Genomic DNA, 17,430 nt, shown 5'->3' with positions numbered 1-17,430 from the left:
AACTCTGTACAGAATCCGCCGGAAACTGTCCATGACAAGGGTTGCCAAGTTGTTTGGGCGTTCTGACCGGGCTCAGCGACCGGCAGGAGAATGGCATCCTCACGGCCGCGCCTGAGGAGGGCCCGATTTCCTGGCGAAAGCGTCGCATATGCGGTCGGGGCCTATCATCGATTTGCTTCATCGCGGCCTTCAATGGCAGGTTCAGGGCTGAATGTCTGAACGCCCACTGGTTCCTGACGCTTGCAGATGCGGCCGAAAAGTTGGAGACTTGGCGTAGATACTACAATGAGGAACGGCCACACAGCGCGATAGGCAACAAAGTCCCGATCACGCTGACAAAATCGGGGGGATCACCAGCCTGTCACCCTGATCGAAGCCGGAAAACTCTCGCCAAGGGCGGTAGAAGAAGGTTCGGGGTCGGACCAGGGGCGCAAGGCCTTTCAGGTCTGTCGGATCTTCCAAACGAGGAGCCAGTTTCAAAGCAGCCGTCTTTCTTCCAGCAGATCGGGCAAATCGTTCTCGTAAAGGACGACATCCTTTTCATGCAGGTCCTTGGCAATCTCGGCTCTTGCATCCGCAAATGTTGCAACTTCGATGATTTCAGCCTTCGACGCGCGTGCGGCGTTGACAAAACTCCTGATCCTGTCCGGGTTCACAACATAGATCTGGTCGCAGTTCTTCGCGCAGAAGACCCCGAGCCGATCATGGACGCGATCATGCTCGAGACCGAGTTCCGCGATGCCCGGCGTGACGAGGATGCGACGCCCGCCGCGTTGATCGGCGAGTTTGCTCATCGCCGAAACAGCCGAGAGGAACCCCAGTTCGTTGGAGTTGTACGCATCGTCGAGAACCAGCGCGGCGCCCGGGGCGCCAACCTTCTGCAGGCGATGCGGCACCTGGGAAATGGCGCGCGTGAAGAACGGGATCTGGTCGGTGATCCCGGGATCGATGACAACCGCAAGAACAACCGCCAGCGCCGAGTTCATGACATTGTGATCCCCCAGAAGGGGCAGCTCATAGGCGATGCCGTCAAGCTGCGGCATTTCGGAGTGCAGCGTGATGAACCATGAACCACCCTCGAGCTCTTGGTGCTCTATCGTTACATCCGCATCCTCGAAGCCGACGGTTATCACCTGCTTGCCGAATTGATCACGGACGCGCTGGAACGGCGCATGTTTGAGAAGCTCGGCATTCAGAACGATCGTGCCACCCGCGCCGCAGACCTCGGAGGCAAGCTCCGATTTCGCCTGCGCGACGGCCTCGATGCTTCCGAACCGTTCCATATGCGCATCCCCGACCGCTGTCACGATCCCGTAGCGGGGATGCACGAAGTCGCAGAGGCGCTTGATGGAGCCGATGCCATAGGCCCCCATCTCGGCGACGAAGTACCGGTGCGACCATTGCAGCCTTTGCCGGATGTGCCGGGTATGACCCAGGATCGTGTTGATCGAGCCGCGGCTGAAATAGACGGGACCGGAGGCCGCGAGGATCTCGGCGAGCATGTGTTTCACGGTCGTCTTGCCGAAGGAGCCGGTTATGCCAATCCGCACCGGGTTCAGCCGCTCCAGCTTTTCGCGGGCCTGGGCCTCGAAACGCGCATTGATACGCTGTTGGAACGGCTGCAACAGCCGGTTGACGCCGATCATGACAAGCGGCGCGGCCTGCAGGACGACGACAGCCCACAGCGGATGCAGCAGAACAAGGATCGACAGCAGGCCAACCGCGCCGAGCGTCAGGCGAAAGATCCGCGATGCGCGCTCTGTCATCACCAGAGCCTTCTTGTAGCGATGCGCCCGCTCGAAATAGGCCAGGGCCGCATAGGCACCGGCCAGCAACAGCGTGACCGGCCAGCCGTCGCCCACCAGCGCGCCCGTCGTAACGGCGATCACTGTCGCCAGGGTGGCCTTTACGTCGTAAAGGCGAACGTTCTTCCAGGCACCGAGAAAGCGGGTTCCGTCGTATTCTTCCTGCTGGAAATAGGTGAGCAGCGTCCTGTCGCGTTGAACGAGCAGGAACAGCAGGCCGCCGATCAGGCACAGTTGAGCGAGGATCATCATGCGCCCAACTCCTGCAGGGCTTCGCGCAGCATCAAGGTCAATTGGTGGCGCCCACGTGACAGGATCGAGTGGTGGTCGAACTCAGGGCATTCGAGATAGGTCGATTGCGGGATCAGGCGATGCAGGCTCTGCCCGATCTCCGGCGGGGTTTCCGTGTCGCGTTCGCCATAGACGAGCGTGGTCGGACAGCGAATTGTCCCCAGCAGATCGGATTGATCCTCCTGGACCGTCTTGATGAATATGTCCCGTAACCCGCTGTTCCGGCTTTCGACGTAATCCGCGCTGCCAAATTTTTTCTCCAGCGCGATGATATCTTCCTCGCGTCCCGCGGCGGCCTTTTGCCTCTTGAAACGCCAGCCGCGCCATTTCCCGCGCAGTCGTTTCGCCAAGGGCACCTGTCGCGGCACGCCGGCCCCTGCGACGATGAACAGATGGGCAACCGGGCTGTCGGGCATCTGGGCCAGCCGCAGCCCGACACGGCCGCCAAAGCTGTGCCCGACCCAGATGAAACGGGTCACGCCCAGCTCGTTTTCGAGCAGGGCCCGGGTGGCCACGGCGTAGTCCTGCGTATCCCAGGCGGCCTCGGGGCGAGCGCTTTTGCCGAAGCCCGGGAAATCCAGCGCGATGATCCTGGCGCGGTCGCCGAGAAGCTCTGCGACCGGGATGAAGTCCCTGTGGTCGCGCCCCCAGCCGTGACCGAACACAACCGGGAACCCTTCCTTTGCTCCCAATATCTCATAGTTCATCGATGACATGGCGACCGTTCGGACAGTTTTTTATTGATACCTGATATAGTGCTCTGAATCCCCATAATGTATATGAATCACGCCGACCAGTTCTAAGGAAGCCAGTGCCCGTGGAAAAGCTGAACATCGCCGTCATCTTCGGGGGGCCAAGCCAGGAACACGACGTCAGTGTCATCAGCGCCCAACAGTTGATGGACGCGGCAGACATCCGGCGGATGAACATCGTTCCGGTGTACATGAGCTTTGAAGGCCGCTTCTTTCACGGCCCCGCGCTGCGCCAACTGGAACGCTACAAGCCGACCCCGCCGGGCCTGCGCGAGGTGCTCTTCGTCTGGGACGATCAGGGTCCATGCCTGAAGGCCCCCGACAACCGCTGGCGGTGCGGCATCGATTGCGCCCTGCCGGTCTTTCACGGCCCCTTTGGTGAGGATGGTCGCCTTCAGGGGATGCTCGAAATCGCGGGGATTCCGACGACGGGGTTCTCGGCGACGAATTCCGCGATCGCCATGCGCAAGGACGCCACCAAGTCGCTGGTCGCATCCGCCAGGGTGAACGTGCTGCCCCACGTGGTGGTTCATGCCAACGACCTGTCAAATGCGCAGGCGGTTTGTGAAAGGATCGAGGACCGGCTGTCCTATCCCCTGGTCGTCAAGCCGGCCAATCTGGGTTCCAGCATCGGTGTCGGCCTGGCAAAGGACCGCGCGACGCTGCTGGCCAACCTGCAGGGGGCATTGCGAGAAGACACTTTCGCCCTGGTCGAGCCGCAGGTGCAGAACCTCGAAGAGCTGAACATCGCGGTCATGTACCGCGACGGGGAGATCCGTTTCTCAGCGATCGAACGCCCGAAGTCATCCGCAGAGCTTCTTGATTTCCGGGAAAAATACCTGGCGCGCGAGGGCAGTTCCAAGGCCGGCGGAGAGGGCAAGCTGGGCGCGGCGGTCGCACCCTCCCAGGGCATGCTGTCGCTGACGCGCGATATCAATCCCGACCTCGACCCGGATCTGCAAGCGCGCCTCTACGACTATGCCGCCAAGGCGTTTTCCATCCTCGGGCAGCGCGGGGCGCCCAGGATGGATTTCATGCATGACAAGCGGTCCGGAGAGCTGTGGTTCAACGAGATCAACCCGATCCCCGGCTCCTACGGCTTCTTCCTGTGGGAAGCAGCAGACCCGCAGGTCCTGTTTCCGGATCTCATCTCTCATCTGGTGGATGAGGCCCTGGTGGACACGGTCAAGGAGTTTGACGACCCCGTTCCACAAGCGGCTTACCTGTTACCGCGCTAAGTGAACCCTGCCCTTGGGGGAGGTCGAGAACCGGATGGAGCGAGAAAAGGCTATGGTCGGTTAACGCATTCCGAAGGCACCAACGAACACTGTTACTCCGGGGCTTGGATGCCGGGTAGGCCGCGCCGTCTTCGCCGCCAACCACCGGAGGGCCCTGCGAGACCTGCCTGACAAGGTACGAGCCCGGCGCTTCGCCGCAAGATGCCCGCGATCCGGGCGTCTGTGAAACCTGTCGTCTTCATCAAAGCCCCCTCCATCACCGCGCCAAGCGGGTTCTGCCTCCGCAGGCCGCATTTTCCGGGCGGGTTGCCGGTTCGTGCGCGAGTCTGCTTCACGAAAATCATTTTATCGAATAAAACGGTTGACGGAGGATTTGATCAAATTGCACACTTCCTGTCACGGGCCATGCATCGCCGCCGTAACAAGGGCCGGCGGTGAACACGTGGTCAGGGCGCGGCGGCGTGGGGTGTTGCCCGGCGGCAGGCTCGACCGCAGCCCGGAAAAGGATCGGAAGGGAACGCATGAATGATCGAGATTGAGGGCATAACAAAGACCTTCGGGGAGGGGGCCAGCGCGTTTACGGCTTTGGACGATGTTTCGATAACGATCCAGTCCAACGAGTTCTTCACGCTGCTCGGCCCCTCTGGCTGCGGCAAGACCACGCTGCTGCGCACGATCGCGGGGTTTCTCGATCCGACCCGGGGAAAGCTGGCCCTGGACGGTGAGGATCTGTTGTCCCGGCCGCCCTACCAGCGCCCGGTGAACACGGTGTTCCAGTCCTATGCTCTGTTTCCGCACATGACCGTGGCCGAGAACATCGCCTTTGGCCTGGAAATGCTGAAAAAGCCAAAGGCACAGATCAAGGCGACCGTCGACGAGATGCTGGACCTGGTCCAGATGGCGCCGATGGCCGACCGGAAGACAGCCCAGATCTCGGGCGGGCAGCAGCAGCGGGTCGCGCTGGCCCGCGCGCTTGCCCCGCGGCCAAAGGTGCTGCTGCTGGACGAGCCGCTTTCGGCGCTGGATTTCAAGCTGCGCAAGGAAATGCAGCTCGAACTCAAGCGGTTGCAGCACGAAACCGGTATCACCTTCGTCTTCGTCACCCATGATCAGGAAGAGGCCCTGACCATGTCGGACCGGATCGCGGTGATGAACCTGGGCACCATTCGCCAGATCGGCGGCCCGCGCGACATCTACGACCATCCGGCGGAACGTTTCGTGGCCGATTTCATCGGCGACACCAATTTCCTGCAGGCCGAACTGCTCGATACCACCGGCGAGGCGGCCCGCATCCGCCTCGGTTCGGGGGCCGAGACGACCGCCCGCGCCGCGCCGGGGGGACCGGGGGCCGGGGGGCAGGTCACCGTGGCGGTGCGGCCCGAACATGCCGCCATCACCGGAGCCGGGGGCGCGCTTTTGCCCGGCACCCTGCAAGAGGTGGTCTATTTTGGCACCGACACCCATTACCATGTCGATCTCGATTGCGGCGGCCGGTTCGTCGTGCGCGTGCAGAACCAGCCCGGCCACATGCAGCCGCGAGAGGTCGGCGCGCGGGTTGGCATCGATTTCGCCGCCGGCATCGGCCAGGTTCTGAAGGATTGAGCCGATGACCGATCTCTCCACGATACGCAGCCGCCGGGAAACACGCGACCGCTGGCTGCTTCTCACTCCCGCGCTGGTCATCCTGACCCTCGCCGCCATGGGCCCGCTGCTGATTGTGGTGATCTATTCCTTCCTCACCCCCGGCGATTATGGCGGGGTCGAATGGCAGTTTTCCTGGACCTCCTGGTTCAACGTGGTCGCCGAACGCGATTTCTTCACCGAAGAGCTGAAGCTCGCCGATGCGCATCTGACGGTGCTCTGGCGCTCGGTGAAGCTGTCGCTGCTGACCGTGATCCTGTCTTTCCTCGTCGGCTTTCCGACCGCCTATTTCATCGCCACGCGTCCGGCGCACAAACGCGACATGTGGATGTTGCTGATCATGATCCCGTTCTGGACCAACCTGCTGATCCGCACCTTCGCGATCATGCAGTTGATCCGCAATCACGGCACCATCAACATGATCCTTCTCGGGCTCGGAATCGTCGATGAGCCGGTCCAGATGCTCTATACGGAGTTCTCGCTCCTCGTCGGCATGACCTATGTCTACCTGCCGCTGATGATCCTGCCGGTCTATGCCTCGATGGAGCGGCTGGATTTCAACCTGGTCGAGGCCGGATACGATCTCTATGCCACGCGCTTCCAGGTGCTGCGCCGGGTGATCTTTCCGCTGGTCAAGCCGGGCGTCGTGGCCGGCTCGATTCTGGTCTTCGTCCCCTGTCTGGGGGCCTATGTGACACCGCGTGTGCTGGGCGGCGGCAAACAGCTGATGCTCGGCAACCTCATTGATCTGCAATTCGGACAATTGCGCAACTGGCCGCTGGGGGCCGCGCTGTCGCTGACGCTGCTGGCGGTGGTGATGGTTGCGCTGGTCTTCTACGTGCGCGCCATCGGGCGCGAGGGGGAAAGCGATGTCTAAGGGGTTCGACGTCCGCCGGCAGACCGGCTTCAACACCATCGCGCTTACGTGCTTCGTGCTGCTCTACCTGCCGATCATCCTTCTGGTGGCCTATTCGTTCAACGCCGGCGATTCGATCGCCATCTGGGAGGGGTTCTCCTGGCGCTGGTACGTCTCGGCCTGGGAAAACGAGCAGGTCCAGGAGGCGACGCTGCGCTCCGTGATCCTTGCCTGCTCGTCCTCGCTGGTGGCCACCTCGGCGGCGGTACTGGCGGCGCTGGCCACCACCCGGACCAAACCCTGGCGCGGCCAGACCCTGGTCTTCGCCATGGTCAACCAGCCGCTCATGGTGCCCGAAATCGTCACGGCAGTGGCGTTGCTGATCGTCTTCGCCGCCGTCAAGCAGGCCACCGGGTATACCGGGCTGCTCTACCTTGTCCTGGCGCACTCCGCCTTTTGCATCCCGTTCGCCTATATGCCGGTGCGGGCGCGGCTTCAGGGCATGGACCTTGACCTCGAGCGCGCGGCGGCCGACCTCTACGGGTCGCCGGTGCAGGTGTTCCGCCGTATCACCCTGCCGCAGCTCTGGCCCGGCATCCTGGCCGGCGCGATGCTGGCCTTCGTGATCTCGCTCGACGACGTGGTGATCACCGAATTCGTGAAATCCGCCGGGCAGGACACCTTGCCGACCTACATGCTGGGCCAGATTCGCCGGGTCATCACGCCGGAGATCAACGCGATCTCCACCGCGCTGCTGGCGATCTCGATCCTGATGGTGATCACCTTCTTCTTTCTCAACCGGACCCGCAAATGACCGGGATGCAGCCGCCTTGGGCTGCCAGATAACCACCAAGACCAACCCAACAGGAGAACGATAGAATGAAACATCTCTTCACAGCCGCGGTGGTGACCGCGATCACCTCTGGCGCGGCCTGGGCCGAGGGGCAGCTCAATATCTACAACTGGGGCAATTACACCAGCCCCGAGCTGATCGAGAAATTCGAGAAGCAGTATGATGTCGATGTCACCCTGACCGACTACGACAGCAACGATACCGCTTTGGCCAAGGTCAAGGCCGGCGGCCACGGGTTCGACATCGTCGTTCCCTCGGGCACCTATATCCCGATCTTCGTCGGCGAGGGGCTGCTGATGAAATCGCAGCCGAACCAGATGGAGAACTTCAAGAACGTCGATCCGCGCTGGGTCGATGTCGATTTCGATCCGGGCCGCGAGTACACCGTTCCGTGGCAATGGGGCACCGTTGGGCTGACCGTGAACACCTCGGTCTACAGCGGCGATATCAACACCGCCGCGCTGGTTCTGGATCCGCCCGAGGAGCTGAAGGGAAAGATCAACGTCGTGCCCGAGATGATCGACGTGCTCAGCATGACGATCCAATACATGGGCGGCGAGCAATGCACCGACGACAAGGACGTCCTCAAAAAGGTGCGCGACAAGCTGGTCGAGGCCAAGAAGGACTGGCTGTCGATGTCCTACGGCAGCATCGAGCAATACGCCAAGGGCGATCTGGCCGCAGGGGTGAACTGGAACGGGGCCTCGTTCCGGGCGCGGCTGCAGAACCCCGACATCGCTTATGGCTATCCTCAGACCGGCTTCGGGATCTGGATGGACAATGCCGCGATCCTCGCCGATGCCCAGAACGTCGAGAACGCCAAGCTGTTCCTCAACTTCATGATGGAGCCTGAGAACGCCGCGATCCTGTCGAACTTCGCGCGCTATGCCAACGGCATCATGGGCTCCGAGGCCTTCATGGACGAGGTCATGGCAACCGCCCCCGAGGTGGTGATCCCCGAGGCGCTGCAGGGTGCCGGCTATATCGCCAAGACCTGCCCTCCCGAGGTGCAGCGGATCTATTCGAAGATCTGGACCGAAGTGAAGAAGTAAGACACCAGCAAACCGCGGCCGCGCCATCCTGCGCGGTCGCGGATGATTTCCACGGAGAAACCCATGCCCCAAGCCCCAGAAACCGTGATCCTCAACGGTCGCCTGATCACCTTTGACGATGCCCGCCCGCGCGCCGAGGCGCTGGCCGTCACCGGCGGCGTGATCGCCGCGGTCGGCAGTACCGAAGAGATCCGCGATCTCGCCGGGCCCGCCACCCGCGTGATCGACGCCGGCGGCGCCACCGTGCTGCCCGGCTTCATCGACAGCCATGTTCACCTGTTCGGTGGCTCGGTGGAACTGGGCTATCTCGACCTGCATGGCGTTCAGGGCGAGGCGGAGCTGACGGCCCGGGTCCGGGCCGCCGCCGCCGAATGCCCGAACGACAAGGTGGTGTTCGCGGTGCAGGCCGATTACGCGATCCTGGGATCTGGGCAAAAGACCAACCGCCATGTCCTCGACCGGGTATTGCCGGACCGCCCCTTTGCCATGTTCGCCCCCGATCACCACACGATCTGGGCCAATACGCGGGCGCTGGAGGCCGCGGGCATCCTGCACGGCGGCCCGGTCGATGCCGGTGCGACCATCGTGCTGGGCGACGACGGCAAGGCCAGCGGAGAATTGCTGGAGGCCTCGGCGTTCGCGCCGGTGCTGCGGCTGACCCGTCACGGCGGGCGCGACCTGCTGGGGATGGTCACCGGCCGTGACCCCGAACCGCCCGCAACCGCGGCAGAACGGGAGATGGACAAGGCAGCGATCGCGCGCGGGCTGAAACATTGCGCCAGCCACGGCATCACCGGGCTGCACAACATGGACGGCAATATCTATCAGCTGGAACTTCTGGCCGAGATGGAGGCCGAGGGCAGCCTGATCTGCCGTACCGAGGTGCCGTTCCACTTCAAGAGCTTCGATTCCCTCGACCGTTTCGACGAGGCCGCCGAGATGCGCCGGCGCTTTCACAGCGACATGGTCTGGTGCAACCGGGTCAAGATGTTCATGGACGGGGTGGTCGAAAGCGGCACCGCGCTGATGCTGCAGCCCTATCCGGGCAGCGATCACATCGGCGACGCGGTGTTCGAGCCCGGGCATTTCAACGCGGCTTGCGTCCGGGCCGATGCCATGGGCCTGCAAATCGCCACCCACGCGATCGGCGACCTGGCCGTGCGCCGCACGCTCGACGGCTACGAAGCGGCGCAAAAGGCCAACGGCCTGCGCGACAGCCGCCACCGGGTCGAACATATCGAGGTGCTGCATCCCGACGATCTGCCGCGGTTCGCGGCGCTGGGTGTGGTGGCCTCGATCCAGCCGGGCCACGCGCCCTTTGGCGGCCTGTTTACGCCCGAGGGCGTGGGCGAGGTGCTGCACGATCACCAGATCCCGCTTGCCTATGCCTGGAAGGACATCCGCGACAGCGGCGCACGGGTGATCTTCTCGACCGACTGGCCGGTGATCCCGGTCGATGTGATGCCCAGCGTCAAGGCGGCGGTCGCCCCGCTCGATCTCGGTGCACCCTGGCGCAACCAGGCCCAGGGCCTGATGGAAACGCTGGAAAGCTATACCGCCGGCAATGCCTGGGTTGAATTCAACGAAGACCGCAAGGGCAGGCTCAAACCCGGCATGATGGCCGACATCGCGGTCATGTCGCATGATCTGGAGGCGATGGAGCCAGGCCAGCTCGACCAGGCCCGCGCCGCCGCGACGCTCTGCCGCGGAAACCTCACCTGGGGGGGCTGATCACGCCCCGGACTGCCCTGCCCGTGCGGGCGGGGCGGCCGGATCCAGGATCAGCGCCAGCAGCCCGGTCACATCACGCTCGACCAATCCCTGGAACTCCTCCGGGTCTTGCTCGTCGTCGCGGATGAATTCGACGTAACGGGCCAGCCAGGTGCTGTAGATCGTCCGCGCCAGCAGGGCAGGGATTCCGGGGCGCATCACACGGTCCGGCAACGCCTGGGCCAGAAAGGCCTCGAGCTGTGCGGCATTGCGCTCGTCTATGCTGGCAAACATCCGGACGAATTCGGAATCCGGCATCGTGATGTAACTCGCCTCGGCCAGCCGCCAGGCCTGTTTTGACAGGATGCCGTCCATGTTCTCAAGATAGACGCGCAGGATCTTGCACACGCCGCCGGCAACATCGCCGCGCCAGGCGGCCCGGGTTTCATCGGCCCGCGCACAGGCCGCTTCGTGGGCGGTGACGATCACCGCGAGCAGCAGTTCCACCTTGGATCCGAAATTGTTGAAGACGGTGGGCGTGGTCACGCCGGCCTGCTCGGCGATCTCCGACATGCGGGTGTCATCATATCCCTTGCTCGAAAAAAGCTGCTGCGCCACGCGCAGGATCCCGGCGCGGCGCCGGAGGTGTTTCTGGGCGCGCAGCCCAAGTTTTTTCTCGCGTGCTTCAAACATGGCGCCGGGGGGCAGGTGTTGCTGAGAGGGGTCCGCCCTACCTAGGCCCTGGGCCACGGTGGCGTCAAGGATGCCGGCCTGATGATGGCGCCGAACCCGGCGCTGCCGGTGCTGTCTTGCACGGCTCTGCACCAATGGGCGAGGGATCTAGATCAACACGGTAGATATCCAGGGGAACCGGCTGAGCAGGATGAGAATGACCGCGACCGCCAGCAAGAACGGCCAGAGCGATTTCAGGATGCGTCCGGGCGAGACGCCGCTCATCGAGGAGGTGATGTAAAGCCCCACACCGACCGGGGGGGTCAGCAGGCCCAACACCAGGTTGATGCACATCACCACGCCGAACTGATAGGGGCTTATGCCATAATCGTTCATGGCGATCGGCAACAGGATCGGCGAAATCAGGATGACCGCGGCGATCCCGTCGATCAGCATGCCGACGAACAGCAGGACCAGGTTGACGATCAGCAGGAACAGGAACGGATCGCTGGTGATGGACGTGATCAGGGCGGCCAGTTTCTGCGGAAGCGCCTCGTAGATGATCACCCAGCCGAACACGTTGGCCGTGGCGATCATGAAGACGATCATCGAGGCGTTTACTGCCGTCCGCTTGAACATCTCCAGGATCGCTTCTGGCTTCAACTCACCATAGACCAGCCAGCCGACCAGAAAGGCGATGAGCGAGGCGATGGCGGCGCTTTCGGTCGGTGTTGCGATGCCGAACAGGATGCCGCCGATAATCGCCAGCGGGATCAGTGCCGCCGGAAGGCAGAACAGGAGCGCGGAAAACGCTTCTCTCCTGGTGAACCACGCGCCCTTCGGGAACCCCGAGGCAAGCCCGACCACAAAGACCACGGCGCCAAAGGCGGCGGCCATCAGCAGTCCGGGCAAGATGCCGGCCAGAAACATGTCGCCGATCGGGATCTGCGCCAGCACCCCGTAAATCACGAACATCATCGACGGCGGGATCACCGGCGCCAGCAGCCCGCCGGCGGCCGTTGTGGCGGCGGCAAAGCCCTTGTCATAGCCCTCTTTCTCCATCTCGGGCGTCATCGCGCGGGCCATCACCGAAATCTGCGCCGTGGCCGATCCGATGATCGCGGCCATGAACATGTTGGCCAGCAGGTTGATATAGGCCAGCCCGCCGCGGAACCCGCCGACAAAGACCCGCGCGGCATTGATCAGCCGACGGGTCATGCCGCCCTCATTCATCATCTCGCCGGTCAGCATGAACAGCGGAATCGCCAGCAGGCCATAGTTTTCCAGGCCGGAAAACATTTTCTGGGCGAAGCTGTCATACAGAACCGTGTTGCCGCTCTCCCAGATGTACCAGATCGCGGTCAGGGCCAGCACCAGGGCGACGGGAACGGCGATCAGGAGCTTGAAGGCGAATATGATCGGCGTCACGACTCGGCCTCCTTGGTTTCGTTCTGGCCGAGCAGGTTGGCCAGGCTGTGCAGGGTGGCGCCGAGCGAGAACGCCCACATCACCGACCAGACCCAGAACTTCGGGATGCCCAGCGTGGTTGTCGGTTCGGCATAGACGAAATTGAAGGTCGCCCCCTGGAAGGCCCGCGTATCGAATCCGTGGCGAAGCAGATCGAGCGGCAGAAACCAGCGCCAGCAGAACCAGACCATGAAAAGCGCGAAGGCAAGAACCACAAGATCGACCAGCCTCGCGGTGGCCCGGCGAAGACCGGGGGGGAGCAGGTCGGTCAGGATCGTGACGGCCACTGTATGCCCAAAATGCAACCCGGCCGAAGCGCCGAGAAAGGTCATCCAGGCCATGGCGTAGATCGCCAGTTCATCGACCCAGAACAGCGCCGCGCCCATGCTGCGGGTGACGACATTGAGCAGGATCAGCCCGGTGACGGAAACGGCGAAAACCGCGGCCAGCGCCAGTTCGATGCGCGCCCAATGCGCCGAGATGCGTCCGATCAACTGGCCTCTCCCCGTCCGCAGGGCGCGCGCGGCTGCACGCACGCCCTTTTTCAAGTTTCGGCGATCAGTCGGCAGTATCTGCCGCGACGGCGCGCAGATCGTCCAACGACGAGGAGCGCTCGGACCAGATCCCGTTCCATTCCGCAACCGCGTGGGCGAAAAACTCCTCGTCGACTTCGACGTAATTGCGCCCGGTGCCGCGGATCTGTTCAAGCCAGACAGGCTCTTTCTCGACGTAGGTGTCGATGGTGCTGTCCACATGGCGCGCCATCAATTCTCCGATCATGCTGCGGTCCTCTTCCGACAGGCCGGCCCAGACCCGCCCGGACACCAGCCCGACCATCGGGAACATCATGTGGTCCGATTGCAGGACGGTTTCGGAAAACTCATAGTACTTGAGCAGCCAGATCAATTCGGAATCCATGTCGATGGCGTCGACCTGGCCATTGGCGAGCGCGTCGTAGACATCCGGCAGCGGCATCGGTGTCGGGGCGGCGCCGATGGCGTTGTAGAAATCGAGGTTCGCCTCGAACGGCGTGATCCGGAGTTTCAGGCCGGCAAGATCCTCGACAGAGGTGATCGGCTTGCGGCTGACGATCTGGCGCAGGCCCGCCATGCCATAGCCTGTCCCGACCACGCCGACCGTCGCGGGCAATTGCTCCAGCATCGCCTTGGCGGTGTCGCTTCGCAGGATGCGGCCGGCGTGGGCGATATCCTTTGCCAGGAACGGCGCGTAGAGCGCGCCGAAATCCGTCGCCCGGTTTGACACTTCGGCCACGGTCATGAAGGCCATGTCCAGCGCGCCGGTCTGCAACTGCTGCAGCATCTCGGCCTCGTTACCAAGCTGGCGCGCGGGAAAGACCAGAACGCTATGCGCGCCACCGCTGGCCTCGGCCAGCTCGGCGCCAAAGGCTTCGGCGGCCTTGGTCCAGATGTGCGGCGGCGGGGTGATCAGGCCAAGGCGGAAGTCCTTTGCCATGGCCGGGACGGCGGAGGTCAGCGCGATCACGGCGCCCGCCAAAGTCTTGGAGAAGGTGTTCATGTGTGGTTTCCCTGTTCTGGTCGTGACGGTTCTTGGTGGTTTTGGGTCAGAGTTGCACCCATCCCTCGGGTGGTTTGCCCTTGCCGGGGTGAAGTTCACCACAATTCGGGCAGGTGCGGGCCTCGGTGCTGTTATGGAAGGCGTCGTAGATCTTGGGCAATGCGGTGACGATGCCTTCGGCCCCGTCCAGAGCGACCTCCTCGCGATGCACCAGCCCCTCGCAGTTGAAACAGTACCACTCGAAGCCCTCCTTCATGCCGGGTTGGCGCGGCGCCTCGACCACGATGCCGATCGAGCCTTCCTGCGGGCGCTGCGGCGCGTGACGGGTGTGAGGCGGCAGCATGAAGACCTCGCCCTCGCGCACCGGCACGTCATAAATCTTGCCGCCGTCGGCGATCTTCAGCATCATGTCGCCCTTTTGCTGAAAGAACCATTCCTCGACCGGATCGTCGTGGAAATCGACCCGGGTGTTGGGGCCGCCGACCACCATGACGATCATGTCCGAGTCCTTGTGCAGCAACTGGTTGCCGACCGGCGGGCGCAGCTTGTCGGCGTTGTCTTCAACCCATTTATGAAAGTTGAAGGGCTTCAATGTTGGATGCACGGTCATGATTACCTCCGGTTGGGCCCGCTGATTTTTTGGTCCAGTGGTCGCCTTCAAGACGAAAGGTTAGGAGAATCTGGGGCAAAGAAATATTTGTTTCTGGGAAACTGGATATACATATTACTGATACCTGACGCTATGCCCGAAACAGCAGCGCCGTACCTGCGATGGCCAGCAGAAACGCGGGAACCAGGCGTTTGACCGCAACGGTTTCTCCCCTGGTCACCACCAGAACGATCAGCGCGGAGAATACCACCTCGAGTGTTCCCAGCATCGCCACCGATACCACCGGGGCCGACTTCAGGGCGAAGAACTGCAAGAGCTGCCCGGCGCTGAGGGCGGATGCGGTCAGCCAGTGTCCGGCGCCGCGATCGACGAACAGAAAGGACAACCCGCGTCTCGGCCCCCTGCGCAGAACCGTGGACGCCAGGATGAAAATCCCGCCCACCAGCGCCCCGAGGCAGGTTCCAAGCGCGGCATCGGGCGCGAGGTCAAGGCCAAGCCCGCGCAGCGTGTAGGCCAGGGCGTAGGCAAGCGGCGACAGGACGCCGAGGAGAAGGCCCGCCGTAGCGACCGGCGTCGCGGTGCCTTCGGACGGGCGCATGTAGATCAGAACCCCCGCCAGCACGAGCCCGCCCCCCGCAAGCGTCAGAACCCCGGGCCATTCCCCCAGGAACAGGACGGCAAAGGGCAGGGCGAAAAGTGGGGTCAACCGGCGCAGGAGACCGGCGCGCACCGCCCCGATCCGCTCGGTTGCGCGGTACATCGACTGCCGGCCGACAACGTTGGCCAACAGCCCGGCCAGCGCAAAGACGACGACACCTTTTTGTCCGTCGGAGGTCAGAAGGCCGGCGATTCCGACGCTGCCCCAGCCCAGCCAGAGAGCCCAGGACAGCACCACGGTGCACAGGACGGACAGAAAGACACCGTTGTCGCCGCGCGCCGTCACCTTGCTCTGCACGATGGACACCCCGGCCAGCCCATAGGCCAGGGCCGCCAGGACCGCCAATGTCTCCCCGGTCATCGACGGATCACAACATCAGGCCACAATCCTCGAAGGCGGCGCTGGTTGCCGCCTTCTCCGCTTCGGTCAGCTCCAGCATCGGGTGGCGCACCCGCCCGCCGACCTGGCCCAGAAGCTCCTGCCAGTACTTGCCATGCGCGGTGGGCTTGCCGCCCGGCTTGGTCTTGCGGATCGCGGCGCGCACCGGTTCAAGGCTGTCGCGCACGCGGCGGGCGGCCTCGAACTTCCCGGCAAAGGCCAGCTCGGTGTATTCCTGCATCCGCAGATCGTTCTTCGTCTGCAACTGGTAGGGCGGCGACGAGCAGAGATAGAGCTGCCAGCCCAACTCCTCGATGTTGTCCAGCCAATCGTCCTCGGCCGAGGTCGAGACCAGGATCTTGTCGCCCACCGTCCGCGTCAGCCGGGCGTACATCTCGCGCGGGACCGAGTATTTGATCGCCATGATGTTGGGCAGGTCCGCGATCCGCGCGCAGGTTTCCGGCTCCATCAGGTAGCCGCTGTCGGGGTGGCTCCACATGGCGATGCCGATGTCGAGGCGATCGCACAAAAACCGATAATAATTGTACAGAACTTCGTCGCGGTCGTGGCAAAAGCTGAGCATCGGCGCATGCACGACGACGTAGTCAGCTCCACAATCTTGCGCGTGGCGGCCCAGCTCCAGCACCGTGTCGACGTTCTGATCCGAGATCGACATGATGGTGCCAGCCTTGTCGCCGCATTCCTCGACGGCGATGGTCATGTTGCGCTTGCGCTCTTCCAGCGACATCGACCAGAACTCGCCCTGCTTGCCGGCGATGAACAGGCCCTGGATGCCCAGATCATCGACCCAGTGCCGGATGTTGCTGCGCAGCCCGGCCTCGTTCAGGTTCAACTGATCGTCAAACGGGTTGAGGGCCGCCGCCCAGATGCCGCGCATGGTTTCGCGGGCATGGGCTTTGGCGTCATGCTTGGCATATTTCATCGGCTGGGCTCCGTCGTGAACCGGGAAAGGCGAGGCGCCAGGGGCGCTGTTCATTGTCGGCCAGTAAGCCAGCTTTGCCGCCCTGAAACCAACCGCATTCGGGGAAACTGGATATCCATAATTTTGATAGCAAACCTTCTGTGATTTCAGATATGAGGGGTCAGCATCCGGAGGCATCCATGAAGATCGGCATCATCGGCGAGGGCGCGATCGGGCGGTACGTGGCAGGCGGTCTGACCGAACGCGGGCTGGGCCCGCATGTCATTCTGGTCCGGTCGAACCCCGAGGGCGAGGTCACGGACGGCATTCCGCGGGTCCGCTCCGTGGCCGATCTGCCCAGCGGCCTTGACCTGATGGTCGATTGCGCCGGGCACGCGGCCCTTGCCGAACATGGCTGTGCCATTCTCGCGCGCGGCATCGGGCTGATCACCGTCTCGCTCGGCGCCCTGGCCGACCCCGCGCTTGCGGACACCCTCGCGCGCGCGGCGCGCAGCGGCGGGGCGCAGCTCCACCTTGCCAGCGGTGCCATCGGCGCGCTCGACGCTCTCCGGGCCGCGAGGGTCGGGGGGCTGGACGAGGTGACCTACATCGGTCGCAAGCCGCCCCGGGGCTGGCGCGGATCGCCGGCCGAAACCCGGCTGGACCTCGATACGCTGGAGGCCGCGGCGGTGCATTTCGAGGGAACCGCGCGTGAGGCCGCAACAGCCTATCCCAAGAACGCCAATGTCGCCGCGGCCGTCGCCCTTGCGGGGTCCGGTTTCGATGAGACCCGGGTTCAACTGGTGGCCGACCCCTGCATCACCGCCAACATCCACGAGATCCACGCGTCCGGCGCGTTCGGGCAGTTTTCCTTTCGGATCGAGGGGCAAACCCTTCCCGACAACCCGCGCAGTTCGGCCCTTGCAGCGATGAGCGTGATCGCGGCGATCGAGCGCGAAATTGCCCCAGTCACCACCTGAGAAGGCGCC

16 protein-coding genes and 1 pseudogene are annotated in these 17,430 nt (G+C 63.4%); 8 read left to right on the top strand and 9 right to left on the bottom strand.

All coding sequences use genetic code 11. The features are described from left to right. Window positions 1-176: 176 nt before the first annotated feature. Window positions 177-326, top strand: a pseudogene (locus tag P1U75_RS13775) (transposase); the annotation flags it as partial. Window positions 327-476: 150 nt separating this feature from the next. On the opposite strand, the gene P1U75_RS13770 reads toward P1U75_RS13775, so the two are convergent. Both P1U75_RS13770 and P1U75_RS13765 read right to left on the bottom strand, forming a co-directional pair. Further along, complete coding sequence (locus P1U75_RS13770; protein ID WP_300244424.1) at window positions 477-2,057, bottom strand: Mur ligase family protein; 1,581 nt, start codon at window positions 2,055-2,057, stop codon at window positions 477-479. Further along, on the bottom strand, window positions 2,054-2,812 hold the full coding sequence (locus tag P1U75_RS13765) for an alpha/beta hydrolase (RefSeq protein ID WP_300244422.1): 759 nt from the start codon (window positions 2,810-2,812) through the stop codon (window positions 2,054-2,056). The genes P1U75_RS13770 and P1U75_RS13765 overlap by 4 nt, the downstream gene beginning before the upstream one ends. A 101-nt stretch (window positions 2,813-2,913) precedes the next feature. On the opposite strand from P1U75_RS13765, the gene P1U75_RS13760 reads away from it, so the two are divergent. The 6 genes from P1U75_RS13760 (at window position 2,914) to P1U75_RS13735 (ending at window position 10,219) form a co-directional block, all read left to right on the top strand. Beyond that, entirely contained in the window at window positions 2,914-4,086 is a 1,173-nt protein-coding gene (locus P1U75_RS13760; RefSeq protein WP_300244420.1) for a hypothetical protein, read from the top strand. A 525-nt stretch (window positions 4,087-4,611) separates the two neighbouring features. Further along, a complete protein-coding gene (locus tag P1U75_RS13755; protein ID WP_300244418.1) occupies window positions 4,612-5,688 on the top strand; it encodes an ABC transporter ATP-binding protein in 1,077 nt (358 codons plus the stop codon). A gap of 4 nt (window positions 5,689-5,692) precedes the next feature. Then, window positions 5,693-6,604: an ABC transporter permease gene (locus tag P1U75_RS13750; protein ID WP_300244416.1), complete on the top strand. Its 912-nt coding sequence runs from the start codon at window positions 5,693-5,695 to the stop codon at window positions 6,602-6,604. Next, on the top strand, window positions 6,597-7,397 hold the full coding sequence (locus tag P1U75_RS13745; RefSeq protein WP_300244414.1) for an ABC transporter permease: 801 nt from the start codon (window positions 6,597-6,599) through the stop codon (window positions 7,395-7,397). Before P1U75_RS13750 ends, P1U75_RS13745 begins: the two co-directional genes overlap by 8 nt. A 65-nt stretch (window positions 7,398-7,462) precedes the next feature. Beyond that, window positions 7,463-8,488, top strand: coding sequence for an extracellular solute-binding protein (locus P1U75_RS13740; protein ID WP_300244412.1), 1,026 nt, complete (start codon window positions 7,463-7,465; stop codon window positions 8,486-8,488). A gap of 63 nt (window positions 8,489-8,551) precedes the next feature. Continuing rightward, window positions 8,552-10,219, top strand: a complete 1,668-nt coding sequence (locus tag P1U75_RS13735; protein WP_300244409.1) for an amidohydrolase — start codon at window positions 8,552-8,554, stop codon at window positions 10,217-10,219. Here the strand turns inward: P1U75_RS13735 and P1U75_RS13730 are convergent, their stop codons facing one another. From P1U75_RS13730 to P1U75_RS13700, 7 genes are all read right to left on the bottom strand, one after another. Next, window positions 10,220-10,891, bottom strand: a complete 672-nt coding sequence (locus P1U75_RS13730; RefSeq protein ID WP_300244406.1) for a TetR/AcrR family transcriptional regulator — start codon at window positions 10,889-10,891, stop codon at window positions 10,220-10,222. 147 nt (window positions 10,892-11,038) lie between these two features. Continuing rightward, window positions 11,039-12,298, bottom strand: a complete 1,260-nt coding sequence (locus tag P1U75_RS13725; protein WP_300244403.1) for a TRAP transporter large permease — start codon at window positions 12,296-12,298, stop codon at window positions 11,039-11,041. Beyond that, the gene (locus P1U75_RS13720; protein WP_300244400.1) at window positions 12,295-12,831 is read right to left on the bottom strand and encodes a TRAP transporter small permease; all 537 of its coding nucleotides are present in this window, start codon (window positions 12,829-12,831) and stop codon (window positions 12,295-12,297) included. The genes P1U75_RS13725 and P1U75_RS13720 overlap by 4 nt, the downstream gene beginning before the upstream one ends. 64 nt (window positions 12,832-12,895) lie before the next feature. Continuing rightward, window positions 12,896-13,873: a TRAP transporter substrate-binding protein gene (locus P1U75_RS13715; RefSeq protein WP_300244397.1), complete on the bottom strand. Its 978-nt coding sequence runs from the start codon at window positions 13,871-13,873 to the stop codon at window positions 12,896-12,898. Window positions 13,874-13,919: 46 nt separating this feature from the next. After that, window positions 13,920-14,483 carry a 3-hydroxyanthranilate 3,4-dioxygenase gene (locus tag P1U75_RS13710; RefSeq protein ID WP_300244394.1) on the bottom strand — a complete coding sequence of 188 codons (564 nt, stop codon included), beginning with the start codon at window positions 14,481-14,483 and terminating at the stop codon, window positions 13,920-13,922. A gap of 130 nt (window positions 14,484-14,613) precedes the next feature. Beyond that, on the bottom strand, window positions 14,614-15,501 hold the full coding sequence (locus tag P1U75_RS13705; protein WP_300244391.1) for a DMT family transporter: 888 nt from the start codon (window positions 15,499-15,501) through the stop codon (window positions 14,614-14,616). Between the two features lie 7 nt (window positions 15,502-15,508). Further along, window positions 15,509-16,462 (bottom strand): dihydrodipicolinate synthase family protein, encoded by a 954-nt coding sequence (locus P1U75_RS13700; RefSeq protein ID WP_300244389.1) that lies wholly within the window; start codon window positions 16,460-16,462, stop codon window positions 15,509-15,511. A gap of 179 nt (window positions 16,463-16,641) precedes the next feature. Here P1U75_RS13700 and P1U75_RS13695 point away from each other — a divergent pair, with 179 nt between their 5' ends. Continuing rightward, window positions 16,642-17,421 carry an aspartate dehydrogenase gene (locus P1U75_RS13695; RefSeq protein ID WP_300244386.1) on the top strand — a complete coding sequence of 260 codons (780 nt, stop codon included), beginning with the start codon at window positions 16,642-16,644 and terminating at the stop codon, window positions 17,419-17,421. Window positions 17,422-17,430 lie beyond the last annotated feature (9 nt).

The sequence above is a fragment of the Antarcticimicrobium sp. genome, from assembly GCF_029212575.1.
Classification (GTDB): Bacteria; Pseudomonadota; Alphaproteobacteria; order Rhodobacterales; family Rhodobacteraceae; genus Antarcticimicrobium.
The sequence above is the reverse complement of the archived record's forward strand: the minus strand, read 5'-3'. Positions and strand labels throughout refer to the sequence as shown.